We start from the raw sequence: 15,968 nt of genomic DNA, 5'->3' as shown, positions 1-15,968 counted from the left end.
ACCCCCCAACGTCACTAGGCACTGCGTTGCGCCTCCCCCTCAGCCTCGGTGATCAAGCCTTCCTGACGCAAGAACCGCACGAGATTCTCGACCGTCTTGGCCAGGGCCGGCTCCCGCAAATGGACTTTGGCCAGCGTGCGGGCGTGCCGGTATTGGGTGTTGTCGTAACGCTTTTCCCGCATCGCCGCGATCTTGTCCGCCGAGCGGGTGAGGAAATCGACCAGCGGATAGAGCTGATCGCGCGGGGTGCACCGCCGGTTCAGCTGCTCGGTGAAGGACGGGATGTCGTGATAGTCGAAGCGGTAGCCGAAGCGTTCCGAGAGGATTCGCGTGATGTCGGTCAGGTTGTAGTAATCGTCGGCGGTCATGTTGAAAACAACGCCCGCCTCGGCCGGAAGGTCCATCATCGCGACGATGTGATCGGCGATCAGGTCCGCCGGCAGCATGCTGAGCTGGTTGAGCGCGTTCACGGCCACGCCGTGCTCGATCATGAACGCGGTCAAGCGCACCAGGATGTCGTCCTCGCTTCCGAAGCCCGCCCTGGTGGGCGAGATCAGCGAGGGCCGGAAGATGCGCACATCGAGCCCTTGTCGCTGCGCTGCCAGGACCAACTGCTCGGCGACCCACTTGGTCTGCGAGTAGCCGAAGTCCAGGCCGCTCATCTTCGTGTTGGCATCCCACTCCCCGACCACGGGCTCGGTGCTCCAGCCGTAGATGAACGTGCTGGACACCAGGTGGAACGTCTTGCGGTGAGCGGTCATCGCCAGGCGCAAAAGCTCATGCGTGCCAATCACATTGGCGGCGCGCAGGGCGTCATACGTCCTGACGTAGTTGACCAGGGCGCCGTTGTGGAGGATGGCGTCGACGCTCTCGGCCAGCCGCTGGAACGCCGCCGCACCGATGCCGAGGTGGGGCTCGGCGAGGTCACCGCAGACCACGCGCACCCGCGACCGGACCTCGGCTTCGAGAGCCGGGGACCATAGCTGAGCCCGGTGGAGCGAGGCGACGATTCGGTCCAGGCCGTGGGCCGCATCCGTCGCGCGCACCAGCGCGTGGATCGTGTAGGACGTCTGGCCCAGCAGGCTGTTCACCAGGAACGGCCCCAGGAATCCGGTCGCGCCGGTCAGCAGGATGTCGCTGGCCGGGCCCGATTGCGCCAACGGTAGCGCGGGCAGGGGCAGCCGCGCATCGGCGCGCATCTGCTCGATCTCCTGCGCCTCGTACACGGCCGAGATCTGATCCAGCGCCCGCCGCAGCGCCTCCACGGGCTGCCCGGACCGATCGCCGAATTGCCGCATGAGCCGGAAGAACTCGGCGACGGTCAGGCGCTGAAGCAGGCGCGTGTTGACCTCCTCGGCCAACTCACCCGCCCCGTGCTCTTCCAGGAGCGCCTGCAGGTCCGCGCGAAGCTCCGCCAGGGCCAGCGAGTCGATCCCCAGATCCGCGAAGGAGCAATCTTCGTACCCGGTGAGGTCGTAGCTCTCGACGAGGTTGCGGAAGCGTGCGAGCGGGCCCGCGCTGGCGCCCGGCCCGTTGTGGGTGTGGTGGGCCGCTTGGTTAACCCAAGTCGCCAGCGCGGGCAGCTTGTCGTCCAGCCACAGCTGGCGGGTCTGCGACCGCCTGATCTTCCCCGAGGTGGTCTTGGGGATGCTGCGCGGCGGCGCGAACACGATGGTGTGCGGATCGATGTGGCCGTGACGGCGGATCGCGCGCGCCAGGGCCTTGCCGTCCGGGAGGTCGTTACCGTCGCGCACCTCGGCGACGACGACCAACGCCTCTTCCTCGTCGCGTTCGACGGCGAACGCGGCGACGCAGCCGTGCCGGACCTGCGGGGCCGACCGTTCCACGACGGCTTCGATGTCCGACGGGTAGCAGTTGACACCGCGGACGATGATCAGGTCCTTGGTCCGGCCGCAGACGAAAAGCTCTCCCTCGTAAAGGAAACCGAGATCGCCCGTCCGCAGGTAGGTGTGCTCGTCTTCGCCGTGGATACGGGCTTCGAACATCTCCGCGGTGACGTCCGGTCGGTGCCAGTAGCCGCCGCCCTTGGACGGTCCGTCCAGCCAGACCTCGCCGACCTTGCCCTGGCCCAGCGCCCGCCGGGATTCGGGGTCGACGATGCGGACGACAGTCCCGGCGGCGGGCCTGCCGCTGCTCACCAGAGAGGTCTGGTTGTTGTTCTCGGGCAGCGCCTTCTCGACCCGCACCACGTTTTGTTGCAGGGCCCGCTTGTTCACGGCCAGCGTCTGGCGACCCCGCACGGACACGATCAGGGTGTTCTCGGCCAGCCCGTAGTTGCCGGTGAGGGCGTCGGGACGCAAGCCATAGGGGGCGAACCGCTCCCGGAAGCGGGTAAACGTCTTGGCGCGCAACGGCTCTGCCCCGATGAGCAATGACTCGAGGCTGCCCAAATCGATGCCCTCCAGCTCCGACGCGGGAAGCTTGTCCTCACGCAGGCAGTACTCGAGTGCGAAGTTCGGCGCAGGCGTGCGGGTGGCGCGCACCTCGCTGATGAGCCGCAGCCAGGACGAGGGCCGCTTGAGGAAGTCCTCCGGTGACATCGCGTGCGTGCTGCCGCCGATCACCACGATGAACAGATAGGCGGAGATCAAACCCATGTCGTGATGCTGCGGCAGCCAGCTGACCACGACCTCGCTGTCGGGGAAGGCCGACGCGTTGGCGATGACGTTGGCGTGCGTGACGACCACGCCCTTGGGGTCGCTGGTGGAACCGGACGTGTACTGCAAGAAGAGCACTCGGCCGGGCGTGTCGGCGACGGGGTCGCCGCCGAAATCGCGCGTCGCGTCGGTCGTGACCCACGGCAGCTCCGGAAGCCGTTCGGCGTCCGGCCAAGTCGTCGCGCCCTGGCGGTCGCCGAGCAGCTGGTGGAAGGTGCGCTCGAGTTCCTTGGTCGACAGCACCGCCTTCGCTTGGCAGTCGCGTGCGATGAAGCTGAGCTTGGCCAGCCCGGCGTCGAACGACATCGGCAACGGGGGGCTGACCGGGACGGCGATGATTCCCAAGCGTGCGCAGGCGTAGAACGCGGCCACCATCTCCAGACCTGGCGCGTAGACCAGCAGTGCTCGATCTCCCGGCTTCAGCCCGGCTTCCGTGGACAGGTAGGCGGCCAGCTCTTGCGTCCGCTCCGTGAAGCTCCGGTACGTGTAGCGCTCGAGCTCACGACCATCGGAGTCGACGAACCGGAAGAGGGTGTCATGCGGCTTCCGCGCTTCCCACATCCGCAGGTAATCGATCAGCGTCTCCATCAAGGAGTCACTCCCCTTCCAGGTGGTGGCCCGATTTAGGCGAAATCAAAAGAAGAACTGGTTACGTCGTAATTTATTCACGGTAGCGCCGTTAATCGACGCCACGCAAAGCGATTTCAACGCCGCACATTAATCTCACAGCTCCGCGTGATCCATCCCACAGGGAGCCCCAAGCGAGGCCGATTTCTACACGCAAGAATTTATTTATGCAAATACTCGTCTCAGTAGGTAAGGACAGCACGCGTCCGGCGTATACCCTGCTAGCACAAAAATACGTGGATACTGACCTACGGACTTCCGGGGTTCCGTAGTCGATGACTGGCCGGGATCGCTGGCGGCATTTTTCGATAAACAGGGCCGACGGGATTTTGCAAATATCGGCGCCCTCGCGGGTTTATTTTCCACTGGGCCGAAAGGCGGGCAATAGGCGGCGGTTATTCGAAGCGCGAACCCGATGGGTCCTCACGACACCGCACGGGCGGTGCGCCCGGCGGCGACGCGGGCAAGCCTCATAACCTACGGATATACTGAAACTGACTTACTGATCCATCTGTACTGGCTACGACGAGAGACACGTCTGATGAGCACTCCGGACCGCATGGCAGCGGCGCCGACCGATCGCTTCGCGGTCGGGCGAACGCGCAATCCCCGAACCCGACGAACCGTCGACCTCACGCCCGCCCAGCACCGGGCCCTCGACATCTGGCAGCGCGAAGCCGCCGACCGCCTTGGTGTCGCTCGCGTCACCGGGCAAGAGGTTCTCGCGACGCTCGTCGACCAACTGCTCAACGACCCCAAGCTCACGGCCCAGATCACGCGCACCATCCGGGCGCGGCGGTAGCGTCGCGCGCGCTGTCAGGAATCCGAACCCCGCGGATCGTTGCCGCGCGACATCGCATGGCGGAGTGGCCGCGCGTCGAGCGGTAGTTGGCGACCGACCTGTGCGATGCGGATTCGCGGCCCGGCGCGGGCGACGAGGCGGACGATGCCGTCGAAACGCTCGCCGTCGATGATCGGCGACAGCGGCTCGTCCTCGGCCTCGATGATCATCTCGTCGCCATTGACGTCGCGGACCAGATCACCGGGAAGCGTTCCGTTGCGGAGCGCCGCGGGCAGGTGCGCAATGATCCTCGAGGGCCTCAGGTGCCCGGCTTGAAAGTGCAGCGCGCCGGGTTTCGACGCTTTCGGGAAGAGCCGGAAACCGGCGCCGATGTGCAGGTCGATCGCGCCCGCGTGCAGCAATGTGTGTGTGCGCGTTGGGACCTCGACGCCGTCGATCACCACGCGCGCGTGCGTCGGCGCGAACAGTCGGGTCGCGTAGTTTGACCTGTTCGCGTGCCCGGGGACCACCTTGTTGCTCAAGTAGTCGCCGAACGAGCGGGCCATCACTCGAACGACGTCCGCCCGGCCATGCGTGTGGTTGTCGTAGTACTTGTCGTAGAACCGGTTTCCGACGCCCCCGGCGGCCAGCCCGAAGCAGAGCCGATAGAACTTCGCGCCGTCCGCCGTTTCGCCGTCGAGCGCCAGGGTGTCCAGAAACGTTTCGGGCGGAGGCTGATTCGTCTCGGCCGCCGTGACCAGCGCGCGCAGCACCGCTTCGGGCCTCCCCCGCACCCGCGCCTTGCGCGCGACGGCGTTGACGCTGCCGCCATTGCTGGGCACGAACGCCGGCCAGCGCTCCGGATCGTCGGCGCAGTGGCGGGTTTCGTTGATCAACCAGTTCAGCGATCCGTCGCCGCCGTCGCTGATCAGGTGGCTGACCCGCGGGTACAGCCGTTCGACGGCGTCGCGCAGCTCGGCGACCGAGGTGGTTTCGTGCACCTCGCCCCACGGGCCGACGATGCCGCGCATGTCGGCCGCGACGTCGTGCCGCGCGGCCCGATTCTTGCGCGCGAGCGGATTGACGATGACCCCTAGATACATGCGGGGACCCCCGACCCACGCCCTACCCGGCGCGCACTTGGGATTCCGCTGTCCATGTCCGCACGATACCCGCGAAGCCAAAGTGCGCCAGCCGACGCGATAACAGTCGCCGACGCACGACCGCCAAAACCGTTGCCGGAACGGCCCTTGCCGTCTCGCCGCTAGGGTGGCTGCCATGCCAGGTTGGACAGCAGCGGACCTGCCGTCGTTCGCGGGACGCACCGCCATCGTCACCGGCGCCAGCGGCGGGCTGGGCGAGGTGACCGCGCGCGAGTTGGCGCGGGTCGGCGCCCACGTCATCCTGGCGGTCCGCGACGCCGGAAAGGGTGACGCCGCGGCCGGGCGAATGGCCGGCGACGTCGAGGTGCGCCGCCTTGACCTGCAGGACCTTTCCTCGGTGCGACGCTTCGCCGACCACGTCGAAAAGGTCGACGTCCTCGTCAATAACGCCGGCATCATGGCCACCAAGCGCGCCGTCACCGTCGACGGGTTCGAGGGCCAGATCGGCACCAATCACCTCGGCCATTTCGCGCTGACCAACCTGCTGCTGCCCAAGCTGACCGATCGCGTGGTGACCGTGTCCTCCCTGCTGCACCACATCGGCTACATCAGCCGCAAAGACCTGAACTGGCGGTCCCGGCCGTATTCGGCGTGGCTGGCCTACGGCCAGTCGAAGCTGGCCAACCTCCTGTTCACCAGCGAGCTGCAGCGGCGCCTGGATGGGGTCGGTTCTCCGCTGCGCGCGCTGGCCGCTCACCCCGGCTGGTCGCATACGAACCTGCAGGGCAACTCGGGTCGCAGATTCGGCGACGCGGCGGTGCTGGCTGTCGACCGCGTCGTGTCCACCGACGCCGACTTCGGCGCCCGGCAAACGTTGTACGCGGCGTCGCAGGACCTCGCGGGCGACACGTTCGTCGGCCCACGGTTCGGCCTGTATGGCCGCAGCCAGCCGACCTGGCGAAACTGGCCGGCCAGGCGTGCATCCACGGCCGCCGCGCTGTGGGAGCTGTCCGAACAGCTCACCGCCACGAAATTCCCGCTGTGAAACCAAGCGCGCAGCCATCGACCGGCCGCCCCCCGGGTCGAGGTTAGATTGGTGAGTAGTCAGTCAGCCGCTTTCGGTGCGAATCCACGGAGGCGAGCCAGCTAACAGCGAGTGGGTTTGGGTGAGGAGGTCGTGCCATGTCGGATAGGGACCTGGCGGTGCTACTCGCCCTGTGCGCCGCGCTGGCATCCGCGGTTGGCAACGTGATCCGGCAGCGCTCCGCGCAGGAGGTCACCGACAAGCCGGTCGGACATCTGGCACTGTTCGGCATGTTGCTGCGCGACAAGCGTTGGTGGCTAGGCGGTTTGGGGGACATCTCGAGTTACCTCCTGCTGGCCTGGGCCCTCGACGAGGGATCGGTGCTGCTGGTGATGTCGCTTCAGGTGACGGCGCTGCTGTTCGCGCTGCCCATCTACGCGCGGGTGACCCGTCATCGGGTAACCCGTGTCGAATGGCTGTGGGCGATCTTGCTGGCCGCGGCGCTGGCGGTCATGATCGCGGTCGGCCAGCCGGCGGGCGGCCATGAGCGCGGCACGCTGGGAGCCTGGCTGGTGGTGGCCATCGTGATAGGCCCACCGCTGTTGCTGTTCCTGCTGGGCGCGCGGATCTGGTCGAACCGTCCCGCCGCGGCAATGCTTTTGGCGGCGGTGGCCGGTTCGTTGTTGGCGGTGTTCTCGGTGCTGATGAAGGGCGTTGTCGACGTCATCGAACACCACGCCGGCCAGCTATGGCACACGCCCGAGTTCTATGCGTGGCTGTTGACCGGCGTCGCCGGAATGATCATCCATCAGTCGGCCTATCGCGCCGGAGCGCTCACCGCGTCACTGCCGACGATCATCGTCGCCAAACCCGTCGTGGCAGGGGTGCTCGGAATCACGTTGCTGGCCGAGACTTTGAACGCCGACGGCACAGGTTGGTTTCTGCTGGCCGCGGCCGCGGTGGTGGTGATCGTTGCGACCATCGGTCTGGCCCGCGGTGAGGCCGCGACCATGTCCGCCGGTGCCGGGCGCGACGTGAAGATCACCGACCGGCCGAAGGCAGCCTCCCAAGCCTGAAGCTGTTCCCGCTCACCGCATTTCGAAGGTGAATTCGTGGCCGCAGATGTTGATGCGGTCGCCGTCGGCCAGCGTCGCACTGGTCCGGATCCGTCGATCGGCGACGTCGACCCCGTTGGCCGACTGCAGATCGGTGACGACGAAGCTGTTCCCGGTGTCGACGATCACGGCGTGGTAGCGGCTTACGGTGTCGTCGTCGATCACGATGTCGTTGTCGGCGAGACGGCCGATCCTGGTGGTCGCCCCCCGCAGCGGATAACGACCGCCGTCGGTGTCGCGCAGGTGCGCCACCGCGGACTCGCGTGAGACCTCGGTAGGCCTGCGGAGAGTCTCGACAACACGTTTCGCCGTTGCGCGCGCGACCTGTTGGACGTCGAGCGGCTCCTGGCGAAGGATCCGCTGATGCAGGCTGCGCAGGGTGGGCCCCGGGTCGATGCCCAACTCGTCGGCGAGCGTCGTCTTCAGCCGGCCGTACGCGTCGAGCGCGTCGTATTGCCGTTCGCTCAAGTAGTAGGCCGTTATCAACTGTGCCCACAACGGTTCTCGGTAAGGGTGTTCGGATACCAGCGCTTCGAGCTCAGCGATCACGGAATGAATCCGCCCGCAAGCGATCTCGGCTTCCGCACGCGCAGTCAGCGCCACCAGCTTGTCCTCCGCCAGCCCGGCGGCGAAGGCCTCCACGAATTCGAAGTCGCGCAAGTCCTCCAGCACCGGGCCGCGCCACTCGGCCAACGCGGCCGACAGGTGGCGGCTGGCCTGTTCGAACCGGCCGGCCGCGGCCGCCTCGATTCCGGCCTTTTGTTCGACAGCGAATCGCCCGACGTCGCACGCCTCGTCGGGCACGTTGAGCCGGTACCCCGGCTGGGCGCTGACCAGAACGGCCGCCGCATCCACGCCGGCGCTGCCGACCAGTCGGCGAAGCCGAGATACGTGCGCATGCAGGCTCGCCCGCGCCTCGGGCGGCGGGTTCTGCTGCCACGCCGCGTCGATCAGCGAGTCGATCGCAACGGTGCGATTTCGATTGATCAGCAGCGTGGCCAGCACCGCCCGCTGTTTGGCCGGGCCCAGCGCGATGTCGGTGCCGTCGGCGCTCATCTGCAAGGGTCCCAACACCCCGAAACCGAGAGCGTCGTGGGCCATCACACCTCCCTTCGCCGTCACCACAGGTACACGCGGGCGCTGCTGCCGCCGACGCACGTAATCCAGCTGTCGCCCGGGTGCTGCTGGCAGTGCATGAGAAAGTTCGAGCCGTTGCACAGCGCGCCGGGCACGGTCTTACAGTCGACGGCGCCCGGCGCCGAGATGGCCCGGGGCAGCGGGCTGGCGTTGCCGTATTCGGCCCAGTACGACGTCAGCACGCTGTTGGCGAAAAGGCATGACGTTTCCGGAGTCCCGCGTCCGGCGTGGGTGCCGAACCCCGAGGCCGTCGGCAAGGAGAAGCCCTGATCGCAGGACTGATGCAGGCTGCTCAGATCGGGTCCGGTTATCAGCGGGGGCACCGAGGCGCGCGGCGGCGAGATCTGCGGCTGGCCGGCCGGCGATTGGGCGACAAGCACGATGGCCACGCCGATGCCCGCGAGAATAAGGGCGGCCGAGAGCCCAATCACGGTCGGCAGCAGCCATCTCCGCTTGCCTTCGCCCGAATGGCGCCTCGGCAGTTCCCCCGTCGCGATCTCGTCCGTCGCGCCGCCGAAGGCAACGGCGCCCGCCGTAAACGGTCGCGTGCGGTCCCCGTCGCCCGACGGGCCTCCCAATGCGCGCTGCGCGGCGCGGGCGAGGGCGCCCGCCGTTCCGTACCGCTCGTCGGGATCTTTGGCCATGCCGCGCGCGACGACTTCGTCGAGCGCCGCCGGAATGCGCTTGTTCACCGCGCTCGGTCGCGGGGGCGGCAAGACGAGGTGGCCCGCCACCAGATGCTCGAGGCTGTCGCCGGCGAACGGGGCGTCCCCGGTCAGCGCCTCGTACAAGACGCACGCCAGGGAGTAGACGTCGACGGCGGGCGTCGTCGCCTTGTCGTTAAACCGTTCGGGCGCCATGTAATTCAAGGTGCCGATCTGAGTCCCGGCGGTCGTCAGCCGGGGGTCCCCTTTGGTCTGCGCGATGCCGAAGTCGACGAGGTACACGAAATCGGCCGGGGTGACGATGATGTTCTGCGGCTTGACGTCGCGGTGAATCAATCCCTCGGCGTGCGCCGCGTCCAGGGCGGCGGCGACCTGACCGATGATCGCCACCGCCCGCGATGGCGCCAGCGGGCCTTCGGCAATCAGGTCGAGCAGGGTCTGCCCCTGTACCAAGCGCATGTCGATGTAGAGGCTGCCGTCGATCTCGCCCCAGTCGTGGATCGGGATGACGTGCGGTTCCTGGAGCATCGCCGCCGCCTGGGACTCGCGCTGGAATCTGGTCCGAAACGTGTCGTTGGTCGAGAGCTCTTCGGCGAGGATCTTCAGCGCGACGGTCCGCCCTTTGCCGGTGTCGTATGCCTCGTACACCACCCCGCCGCCGCCCTTGCCGAGCTGGCGCGTGAGGTTGTACTTGCCGAATGTCGTACCGACGCGCGCGTCCACTACCACCGCCTCGATTCCTCGGGTACCGACGCAGTATCTCCCGAGGCGGCCGGGCGATGCAGCTCTTTGCTGCGCGAGCCGTCCCGGGCGGTTCGACGACCCGACGCAAGGTTCGCGCAAGAAACGCGCAAGGGGCCCGCCGCAGCCTCTACATGACCGGGCGGCGAAGACCCGGAAGCGCCTCTCAGGAGCCCGATATGACCACCACGTCCCGCGCGATGTCCGCGCTGATGGCAATGGCCGCCGCGACGATCGCCCTCGCGCCCGCCGCGCAGGCCCAACCCGACAACGCCCAGCCGATGGCTGCCCATGGCGTCGAGGCCCCGCTCTCGGCCGTCCCCTGGTCGCAGGTCGGTCCCGGTTGGATGCTCGCTATGTGGAGCCCTGTTCCGGGCTTGCATCCCGGCGAGGCGCCTCCGCCCGGCACACCGACCTGGGAGACGGCAACGACCACGCTCTACTTGGTCGACCCCGCCGGTGGCCGCTACCCGATCACCACCTTCCCGGCGCCGGGCAAGGGTCAAAGCCCCAAGTTGGTCGACTGGTCGGGCGACGGGACGCGCGCCCTGTTCTCCACGGAGGAGACGGACCGGACGGTCGTCACCGAGGTCGACGTGCGCAGCGGCGCGAAGACCACGTTCACCGTCGACCGCATCGGCGTCAATCCGCGCTACACGCTCCCCGACGGCAAGGCGGTGCTGCTGTACAAGTGGAAGGGCTCGAAGCCCGGATCGCTCGAACGGGTCGACCTCGCCGGCAACCATCAGATGACGTATCCGGTGGGGCAGGACTTCGACGGGTATCTGTCCACTCCGGACGGCACGCAGCTGGTTCTGGGCACGGCCTCCGGCCTGGCTCTCATGGGCAACGACGGCGCGGCCGGCAAGGCGCTGCCGATCGCCGGCGCGTCGGACTGCACGCCGACGCGGTTTTGGGACGCCGACTCGACGATCGCCGTCGCGCGCTGCAGTGGCTCCGCCGGATCGCAGCTGTGGCTCGTGCCCATCGACGGCGGGACACCGACCGCGCTCACCGCGCCGAACAACGGGCAGCACCGTCCCGACTACGGCGACTTGAACGCGTGGCAGGTCCCCGCCGGCAGGTACGTTCAGGCAACCGGCGCGTGCGGCGTCATCTTCCTCGCCAAGGTCAACGACGACGGCACGACGTCGAAGGTCTCGGTGCCCGAGGCGAAAAGCGACAGCGTCGCCGTCCTCGGCGTCAACGACGGCCACCTCGAGCTCAAAGCCAGGGCCGGGTGCGGGGGCGGTCAGGCACTGATCGACTTCAACCCCGCCGCAGGCACCTCTACCGTGTTGCTCGGGCCGCCGGTCAACGGCGGTGGTGTCATCCACGCGGTGCCCTACCCGGGCCAGCGGTAACGAGGGGCCGACCGACATGACCAAAACCGCACGCCACCAACGACTTGGAAGGCGTCTGCTGATAGCGGCGCTGACCCTCGCGACTACCACGTTCGGCGCGGCATGCTCGATCAGCACCCCCCACGTGGGCTCAATGCGCCCACCAAGTGGGCCGACGACTGCGCCGGCGCCCCGACAAACCGTGCTGCCGTTCACCGGCCTCGAGAATCCGCACGATCTGGCGGTGGACACCGAGGGCAACGTGTATGTCACCGACCTTCGTCACTCGAAGGGTGAAGCGGGACTGCCCTCCGTGACCACCCGCGTGGTCAAGCTGCCGGCCGGGTCGAACGCCCAAACGGAGTTGCCGCAGTTCGTTCACGCCGGCCTGGTGGCGGACTCCGCGGGCGGCGTGTGGATCCTCGACACGGGACACGAGCAATTGGTGAAGCTGGCCACCGGGTCGGGCACCCAGACCGTGCTGCCGCTGCCCGATCTCGGCTTGCGCAGCGAATTACTAGCAGTGGATTCCGCCGGTAGCGCCTACGGCACCGACGGAGGTGGGGTGTACCCCGACGGCGGGTGCTGCCGGCCCGTCCACGTGGTGAAGGCCGAAGCGGGGTCGCACACTCCGACGGTGTTGCCGTTCGCACACATCCTCGGCGTCGGCGGCATGGCGGTGGACGCCGCTGGAAATGTGTACGCGGGCGACTTCAAACAAGTGTTGAAGCTAGCGGCGGGAACGGACACCCAAACGGTGCTGCCGCTCGACCTTGGCAGCGTCGGAGGCATGGCGGTGGACTCCGCCGGAGGCGTGTATGTGGTCGACTCCGAGCGCAAGCAGGTGCTGAAGTTGGCGGCCGGGGCGGACAAGCCGATCGTGCTGCCGTTCAGCGGCCTCAATCGGCCGGCAACTGTCGCGGTGGACGCCGCGGGCAGCGTCTACGTCGCCGACATCGGCAATCACAACGTTGTCAAACTGAATCCAGGAGACCAGAAATGAAGCTGAAGCTGTCGCTTCTCCTCGCCATCGCGATGGCGTCGTTCGGTGTCTTTATCGCGCCGCCCGCAGTCGCCGACGCGGGGTGTGGACCGGGCGGGCCTCCACCCGGCGCGGCGAGCAAGGACGTCAGCGATGTCTACGGCCAGCCGGCCACGCTGTGGATCACCGACATGGCCGTCGGCATCACGACCGACCAGGGCTACGGCGAGGCAAAGATAGTGAGCGCCAGCCCCATCCGGCGCTCGGCACTGCTGATCGGCGCCCAGCAAGACGGCAATCACCAGATCATCGTCGACACCGGCCGGGACGCGATCCTGTACGCGGTGTCCGGCTGCACCATCACCCCGGTTGTCGATCCGCAGGGCAAGGAATTCCGATTCGACATTGGGCACCGCAGGGGCTTTGGCGACGGCATCGGCTGCAGCGACCTCGGCGACGGCCGTCGCTTGGTCGGATTGCTACAGGTTCGGGACATACTCGAGACACCCCTGTTGACGGTGCGCCGCACCGAGATTGACCTGAATGGCACGACGGCGACGATCGGCCGCTCGGATACCGTCACCGCAACGTCGATTCAAGACCCGGCATGGACCTCGGCGGCAACAATCAGCTGCGGCGACTTGACCATGGCGCGGGACGGCGTGCAGGCCGTCAACTGACGCAAGGCTGACGCAAGGATCGCGCAAGGCCTCCCCCGCAGGCTTTTACGCATGAAGAAATCGATCACCCGAGTCCTGACGATTGGGCTCGCCGTGGCGGCACTCTCGATTGCTGGCTGCTCCACGACAAGCGGCACAGCGACGGCGCCGTCCACGACGGCGACCACATCGACCGCGGCGGAGGGGCAATCGGCGTGCACCGACCTCGGCGGAACCGTTGGATCCAAAGGGATCTGCCAGGTGCGGAGCGCGACCCCCAGCTACGCGACCGACATGAGCTTTCCCATCGACTACGCGGAGATGCCGGCGGTCGCCGCGTTCCTGAAAAAGAATCGTGACGACTTTGTCGACTGGGTCGCCAAGTTCGGCCCAAGCGGCGGACGGAATCGGCCGTATCAGTACGCCGTCACCGCCAAGACCTACCGTTCGGGGAAACCGGACGCCCGCACCCAAAGCCTGGTGCTCAAGATCGACAACGACGCCGGCTTCGCCCACGAAGGTCACCCGAACACCACCTTCCGGGCGTTCAACTTCAACCTCGCCAAGCGCGTCCCCATCACGTTCGACACGTTGTTCAAGCCCGGGAGCAAACCGCTGGAGCTGCTCAACCCCATCGTCAGGGCCGAATTAGACGCTCCGTCAGCCGATCTCGACGAGACGACGTACCAAAACTTCGGCATAACCGACGACGCAGTGATCTTCTTCTTCGGCCAAGACCAAGTGGTGCACGACAACGCCGGGCCCCACAAAGTCGCGGTCCCCCGCATCGAACTCGCAGCCATGCTCGCATGACGCAGGAAAGGAACCGAACCAACATGAACCCCAAGCGAATTCGCATCCACGCCGCCGCATGGCGCAACCGGATGGGTGTCGTCGCGCTGGCGGCTGTGCTGGCCACCGGGTGCTCATCGATCACCGATTCCACTGCGGCGCATAACCCCTCTGGCACGCCGGCCGTGGAGGCGCAGCCGGCGGCCCGCGGTGTCGAAGCCGCGATGGCGACCATCCCGTGGTCGCAGGTCGGCCCGGGCTGGATGCTCGCCCTGTGGAGCCCGGCCATCAGCCATCGGCCCGGCGAGCGGCGGGATCCGAACGAGCCCGACGCGAACAAGGTCACCACGACGCTGTACCTGGTTGACCCCGTCGGCGGGCGCTACCCGATCACCACGTTCCAGGCCGGCTCCACCGCCGGCCTGATCGACTGGTCCGGGGACCGAGGCCACGCGCTTTTGTACGCGGCCAAACCCGGGTCCGTGTACGACGAATCGATCATTGCGGTCGACCTTCGCAATGGCAATCAGACCACATTCGACGTCGTCGATGGCGGCCCCGTCCGCTATGCGCGCCCCGACGGCACGGCCGTGTTGATCGGCAAGGGGCACTATCCGGATCGGCCCTCGCTCCAACGTGTCGACCTCACCGGTAAGCAGGAGCTGGCCTATCCGCTGGGGCCGGACTATCAGGGTGGAGCTCTGCCGACACCCGACGGCACACAGCTGGTCGTCGGCACAACCAAAGGCCTTGCCCTGATGGGCAACGAGGGGACGCCCGGGAAGGAGCTGCCGATGCCTGGGAACCTCACCGCGTGCAGACCGGTCCGGTGGTGGACCTCACCAACCGTGGTGCTCGCCCACTGCACCGACACCGGCCGTTTCTCCCACGTCGGCCAGCTGTGGCAGGTGCCCGTCGACGGCACGACGCCGACCGCGCTGACGGCGGTCAACTCGGGAGATGGCCATGATCCCGGATTCAGCGGCGACCTCGGCGACACCGACGCGTGGCAGTTGCCGAGCGGCACGTTCCTGCAGTCGATCGGCGGGTGCGGCACCGTGTTCCTGTCCCGCCTGACTCCCGACGGGCACGCCACCCGGGTGAAGGTTCCCGGACTGTCCGACAGCGTGGTTGTCGACGGCGTCAGCGGCGTCAAGCTGGTCCTCGTGGCCAAGGCCGGCTGCGGTCCCGGGACTTCGCTGCTGACCTACGACCCCACGGCCAACACGTTCAGCGCGTTGCTGGGGCCGACCGTCAACGGCGGCAGCGTGACCCAGGCGATCGTCTACCCCGGCCGGAAGTAGGCACGCGACACTCTGAGTTCATGCGAAAACCCATAGACAGTTCATAACCGGCATTTCGCAACCACTTTTGCTGTTCCTAACGTCATATTTGATCGCGGACCGCGGCTGAGAAGACGAGACTGTGAATTTAAATCGCAGTTGCGGTGTTGTGCGGGGGGACGACCGGGCAGGAGAACAGCGAATGACTGCAGCATCAGTGAAGGCATCCGGACCCCTCGGTGCCGGTGTGCGCTACATGGTTATCACCGCGGTGGGCCTGTGCTTGATGTTGACCGGCTGCACGGTGTCCACCAGCGGGCGTCCCGTCGCGGCGCCGAACCTGGGCCACTGGCAGCCCGCGCCAATCCGCAACGCGCGCTTGGCGAACTTGCTGCTGAGCGCCCGGGACGTCAACGCCGTCGGGCAGACCACGAGCATGGCGCTGCGCAGGCCGATCTCGGAGATGTCGCACAGCGACGACGTGGTCTCCGATCGGAATTGCCTCGACGCCTACTCGCCGGTCGAGGCCAGCGTCTACCGAGACAGCGGCTGGGTCGCACTGGAAGGGCAGTTCCTCGACAACGCTCACGCGAAGGCCGACCACAACAAGCACGCCCTGCTCCAGGCGGTCGTGCGGCTCCGCGACGCCGACGTGGCCCAGCAGTTCTTCCTTCAGGCCAAGCCGCGGTGGGCCGCCTGCGCCAACCGGCCGCTGACCATCACCCAGCCCGGCGACAGCCCCGTCGCCTGGAAGTTCGGTGCGCTGGCGGCCACCGACACCACCCTGAGCCTCGTACAGAGCCTCGACACCGGCCGCGGCTTCTCGTGCGAACGCGCGTTGGGAGTGCGCAACAACGTCGTCATCGACACGCTCTGGTGTGGATTCGACACCGCCGATCAGGCTGGCGAGGTCGTCAACAAGATCGCCGCCGCCGTCGAGGTGTGACCGACGGTGATTGCTGTCCGACCGTGATCTGCCGGCGCGCAGGGATCCATATCCGCCGAAGATCCAGGTGAGAAGCTTTTACTAGATCTTGA

At 67.2% G+C, this 15,968-nt stretch carries 13 protein-coding genes; 9 read left to right on the top strand and 4 right to left on the bottom strand.

Annotated features, from left to right (window positions below; genetic code table 11):
• Positions 1 to 14: 14 nt before the first annotated feature.
• Positions 15 to 3,266 (bottom strand): thioester reductase domain-containing protein, encoded by a 3,252-nt coding sequence (locus tag AC5Y2S_RS19785; protein ID WP_499957800.1) that lies wholly within the window; start codon positions 3,264 to 3,266, stop codon positions 15 to 17.
• 580 nt (positions 3,267 to 3,846) lie between these two features.
• On the opposite strand from AC5Y2S_RS19785, the gene AC5Y2S_RS19780 reads away from it, so the two are divergent.
• Positions 3,847 to 4,107: a hypothetical protein gene (locus AC5Y2S_RS19780; protein ID WP_499904149.1), complete on the top strand. Its 261-nt coding sequence runs from the start codon at positions 3,847 to 3,849 to the stop codon at positions 4,105 to 4,107.
• 14 nt (positions 4,108 to 4,121) lie between these two features.
• Here the strand turns inward: AC5Y2S_RS19780 and AC5Y2S_RS19775 are convergent, their stop codons facing one another.
• Positions 4,122 to 5,189 carry a diacylglycerol/lipid kinase family protein gene (locus AC5Y2S_RS19775; RefSeq protein ID WP_499957799.1) on the bottom strand — a complete coding sequence of 356 codons (1,068 nt, stop codon included), beginning with the start codon at positions 5,187 to 5,189 and terminating at the stop codon, positions 4,122 to 4,124.
• 175 nt (positions 5,190 to 5,364) lie between these two features.
• Between AC5Y2S_RS19775 and AC5Y2S_RS19770 the strand changes: the two genes are divergently transcribed.
• Positions 5,365 to 6,234, top strand: coding sequence for an oxidoreductase (locus tag AC5Y2S_RS19770; RefSeq protein WP_499957798.1), 870 nt, complete (start codon positions 5,365 to 5,367; stop codon positions 6,232 to 6,234).
• Between the two features lie 137 nt (positions 6,235 to 6,371).
• Positions 6,372 to 7,289 (top strand): DMT family transporter, encoded by a 918-nt coding sequence (locus AC5Y2S_RS19765; RefSeq protein WP_499957797.1) that lies wholly within the window; start codon positions 6,372 to 6,374, stop codon positions 7,287 to 7,289.
• Positions 7,290 to 7,301: 12 nt separating this feature from the next.
• Here AC5Y2S_RS19765 and AC5Y2S_RS19760 read toward each other — a convergent pair whose 3' ends face one another.
• The gene (locus AC5Y2S_RS19760; RefSeq protein WP_499957795.1) at positions 7,302 to 8,429 is read right to left on the bottom strand and encodes a BTAD domain-containing putative transcriptional regulator; all 1,128 of its coding nucleotides are present in this window, start codon (positions 8,427 to 8,429) and stop codon (positions 7,302 to 7,304) included.
• 17 nt (positions 8,430 to 8,446) lie between these two features.
• A complete protein-coding gene (locus AC5Y2S_RS19755; RefSeq protein WP_499957793.1) occupies positions 8,447 to 9,853 on the bottom strand; it encodes a serine/threonine-protein kinase in 1,407 nt (468 codons plus the stop codon).
• Between the two features lie 197 nt (positions 9,854 to 10,050).
• Here AC5Y2S_RS19755 and AC5Y2S_RS19750 point away from each other — a divergent pair, with 197 nt between their 5' ends.
• The 6 genes from AC5Y2S_RS19750 to AC5Y2S_RS19725 all read left to right on the top strand — a co-directional run bounded on the left by AC5Y2S_RS19750 (position 10,051) and on the right by AC5Y2S_RS19725 (position 15,876).
• Positions 10,051 to 11,235 carry a TolB-like translocation protein gene (locus AC5Y2S_RS19750; RefSeq protein ID WP_499957792.1) on the top strand — a complete coding sequence of 395 codons (1,185 nt, stop codon included), beginning with the start codon at positions 10,051 to 10,053 and terminating at the stop codon, positions 11,233 to 11,235.
• A 16-nt stretch (positions 11,236 to 11,251) separates the two neighbouring features.
• Entirely contained in the window at positions 11,252 to 12,217 is a 966-nt protein-coding gene (locus tag AC5Y2S_RS19745) for an NHL repeat-containing protein (protein ID WP_499957791.1), read from the top strand.
• A complete protein-coding gene (locus tag AC5Y2S_RS19740) occupies positions 12,214 to 12,876 on the top strand; it encodes a hypothetical protein (RefSeq protein WP_499957790.1) in 663 nt (220 codons plus the stop codon). Before AC5Y2S_RS19745 ends, AC5Y2S_RS19740 begins: the two co-directional genes overlap by 4 nt.
• 51 nt (positions 12,877 to 12,927) lie before the next feature.
• Positions 12,928 to 13,668, top strand: coding sequence for an esterase (locus AC5Y2S_RS19735; RefSeq protein ID WP_499957789.1), 741 nt, complete (start codon positions 12,928 to 12,930; stop codon positions 13,666 to 13,668).
• A 23-nt stretch (positions 13,669 to 13,691) separates the two neighbouring features.
• Positions 13,692 to 14,951, top strand: coding sequence for a hypothetical protein (locus AC5Y2S_RS19730; RefSeq protein WP_499957788.1), 1,260 nt, complete (start codon positions 13,692 to 13,694; stop codon positions 14,949 to 14,951).
• A 181-nt stretch (positions 14,952 to 15,132) separates the two neighbouring features.
• Positions 15,133 to 15,876, top strand: coding sequence for a sensor domain-containing protein (locus AC5Y2S_RS19725; protein WP_499957787.1), 744 nt, complete (start codon positions 15,133 to 15,135; stop codon positions 15,874 to 15,876).
• Positions 15,877 to 15,968: the final 92 nt, after the last annotated feature.

Source organism: Mycobacterium sp. NGS69, assembly GCF_059812165.1.
This window is presented reverse-complemented; position numbering and strand designations above follow the sequence as displayed.

Coding starts and splice junctions, on each gene's coding strand:
- AC5Y2S_RS19730 (WP_499957788.1), top strand. CDS start 13,692: ATGAACCCCAAGCGAATTCGCATCCACGCCGCCGCATGGCGCAACCGG.
- AC5Y2S_RS19765 (WP_499957797.1), top strand. CDS start 6,372: ATGTCGGATAGGGACCTGGCGGTGCTACTCGCCCTGTGCGCCGCGCTG.
- AC5Y2S_RS19770 (WP_499957798.1), top strand. CDS start 5,365: ATGCCAGGTTGGACAGCAGCGGACCTGCCGTCGTTCGCGGGACGCACC.
- AC5Y2S_RS19725 (WP_499957787.1), top strand. CDS start 15,133: ATGACTGCAGCATCAGTGAAGGCATCCGGACCCCTCGGTGCCGGTGTG.
- AC5Y2S_RS19745 (WP_499957791.1), top strand. CDS start 11,252: ATGACCAAAACCGCACGCCACCAACGACTTGGAAGGCGTCTGCTGATA.
- AC5Y2S_RS19760 (WP_499957795.1), bottom strand. CDS start 8,429: ATGGCCCACGACGCTCTCGGTTTCGGGGTGTTGGGACCCTTGCAGATG.
- AC5Y2S_RS19775 (WP_499957799.1), bottom strand. CDS start 5,189: ATGTATCTAGGGGTCATCGTCAATCCGCTCGCGCGCAAGAATCGGGCC.
- AC5Y2S_RS19780 (WP_499904149.1), top strand. CDS start 3,847: ATGAGCACTCCGGACCGCATGGCAGCGGCGCCGACCGATCGCTTCGCG.
- AC5Y2S_RS19735 (WP_499957789.1), top strand. CDS start 12,928: ATGAAGAAATCGATCACCCGAGTCCTGACGATTGGGCTCGCCGTGGCG.
- AC5Y2S_RS19785 (WP_499957800.1), bottom strand. CDS start 3,266: ATGGAGACGCTGATCGATTACCTGCGGATGTGGGAAGCGCGGAAGCCG.
- AC5Y2S_RS19750 (WP_499957792.1), top strand. CDS start 10,051: ATGACCACCACGTCCCGCGCGATGTCCGCGCTGATGGCAATGGCCGCC.
- AC5Y2S_RS19740 (WP_499957790.1), top strand. CDS start 12,214: ATGAAGCTGAAGCTGTCGCTTCTCCTCGCCATCGCGATGGCGTCGTTC.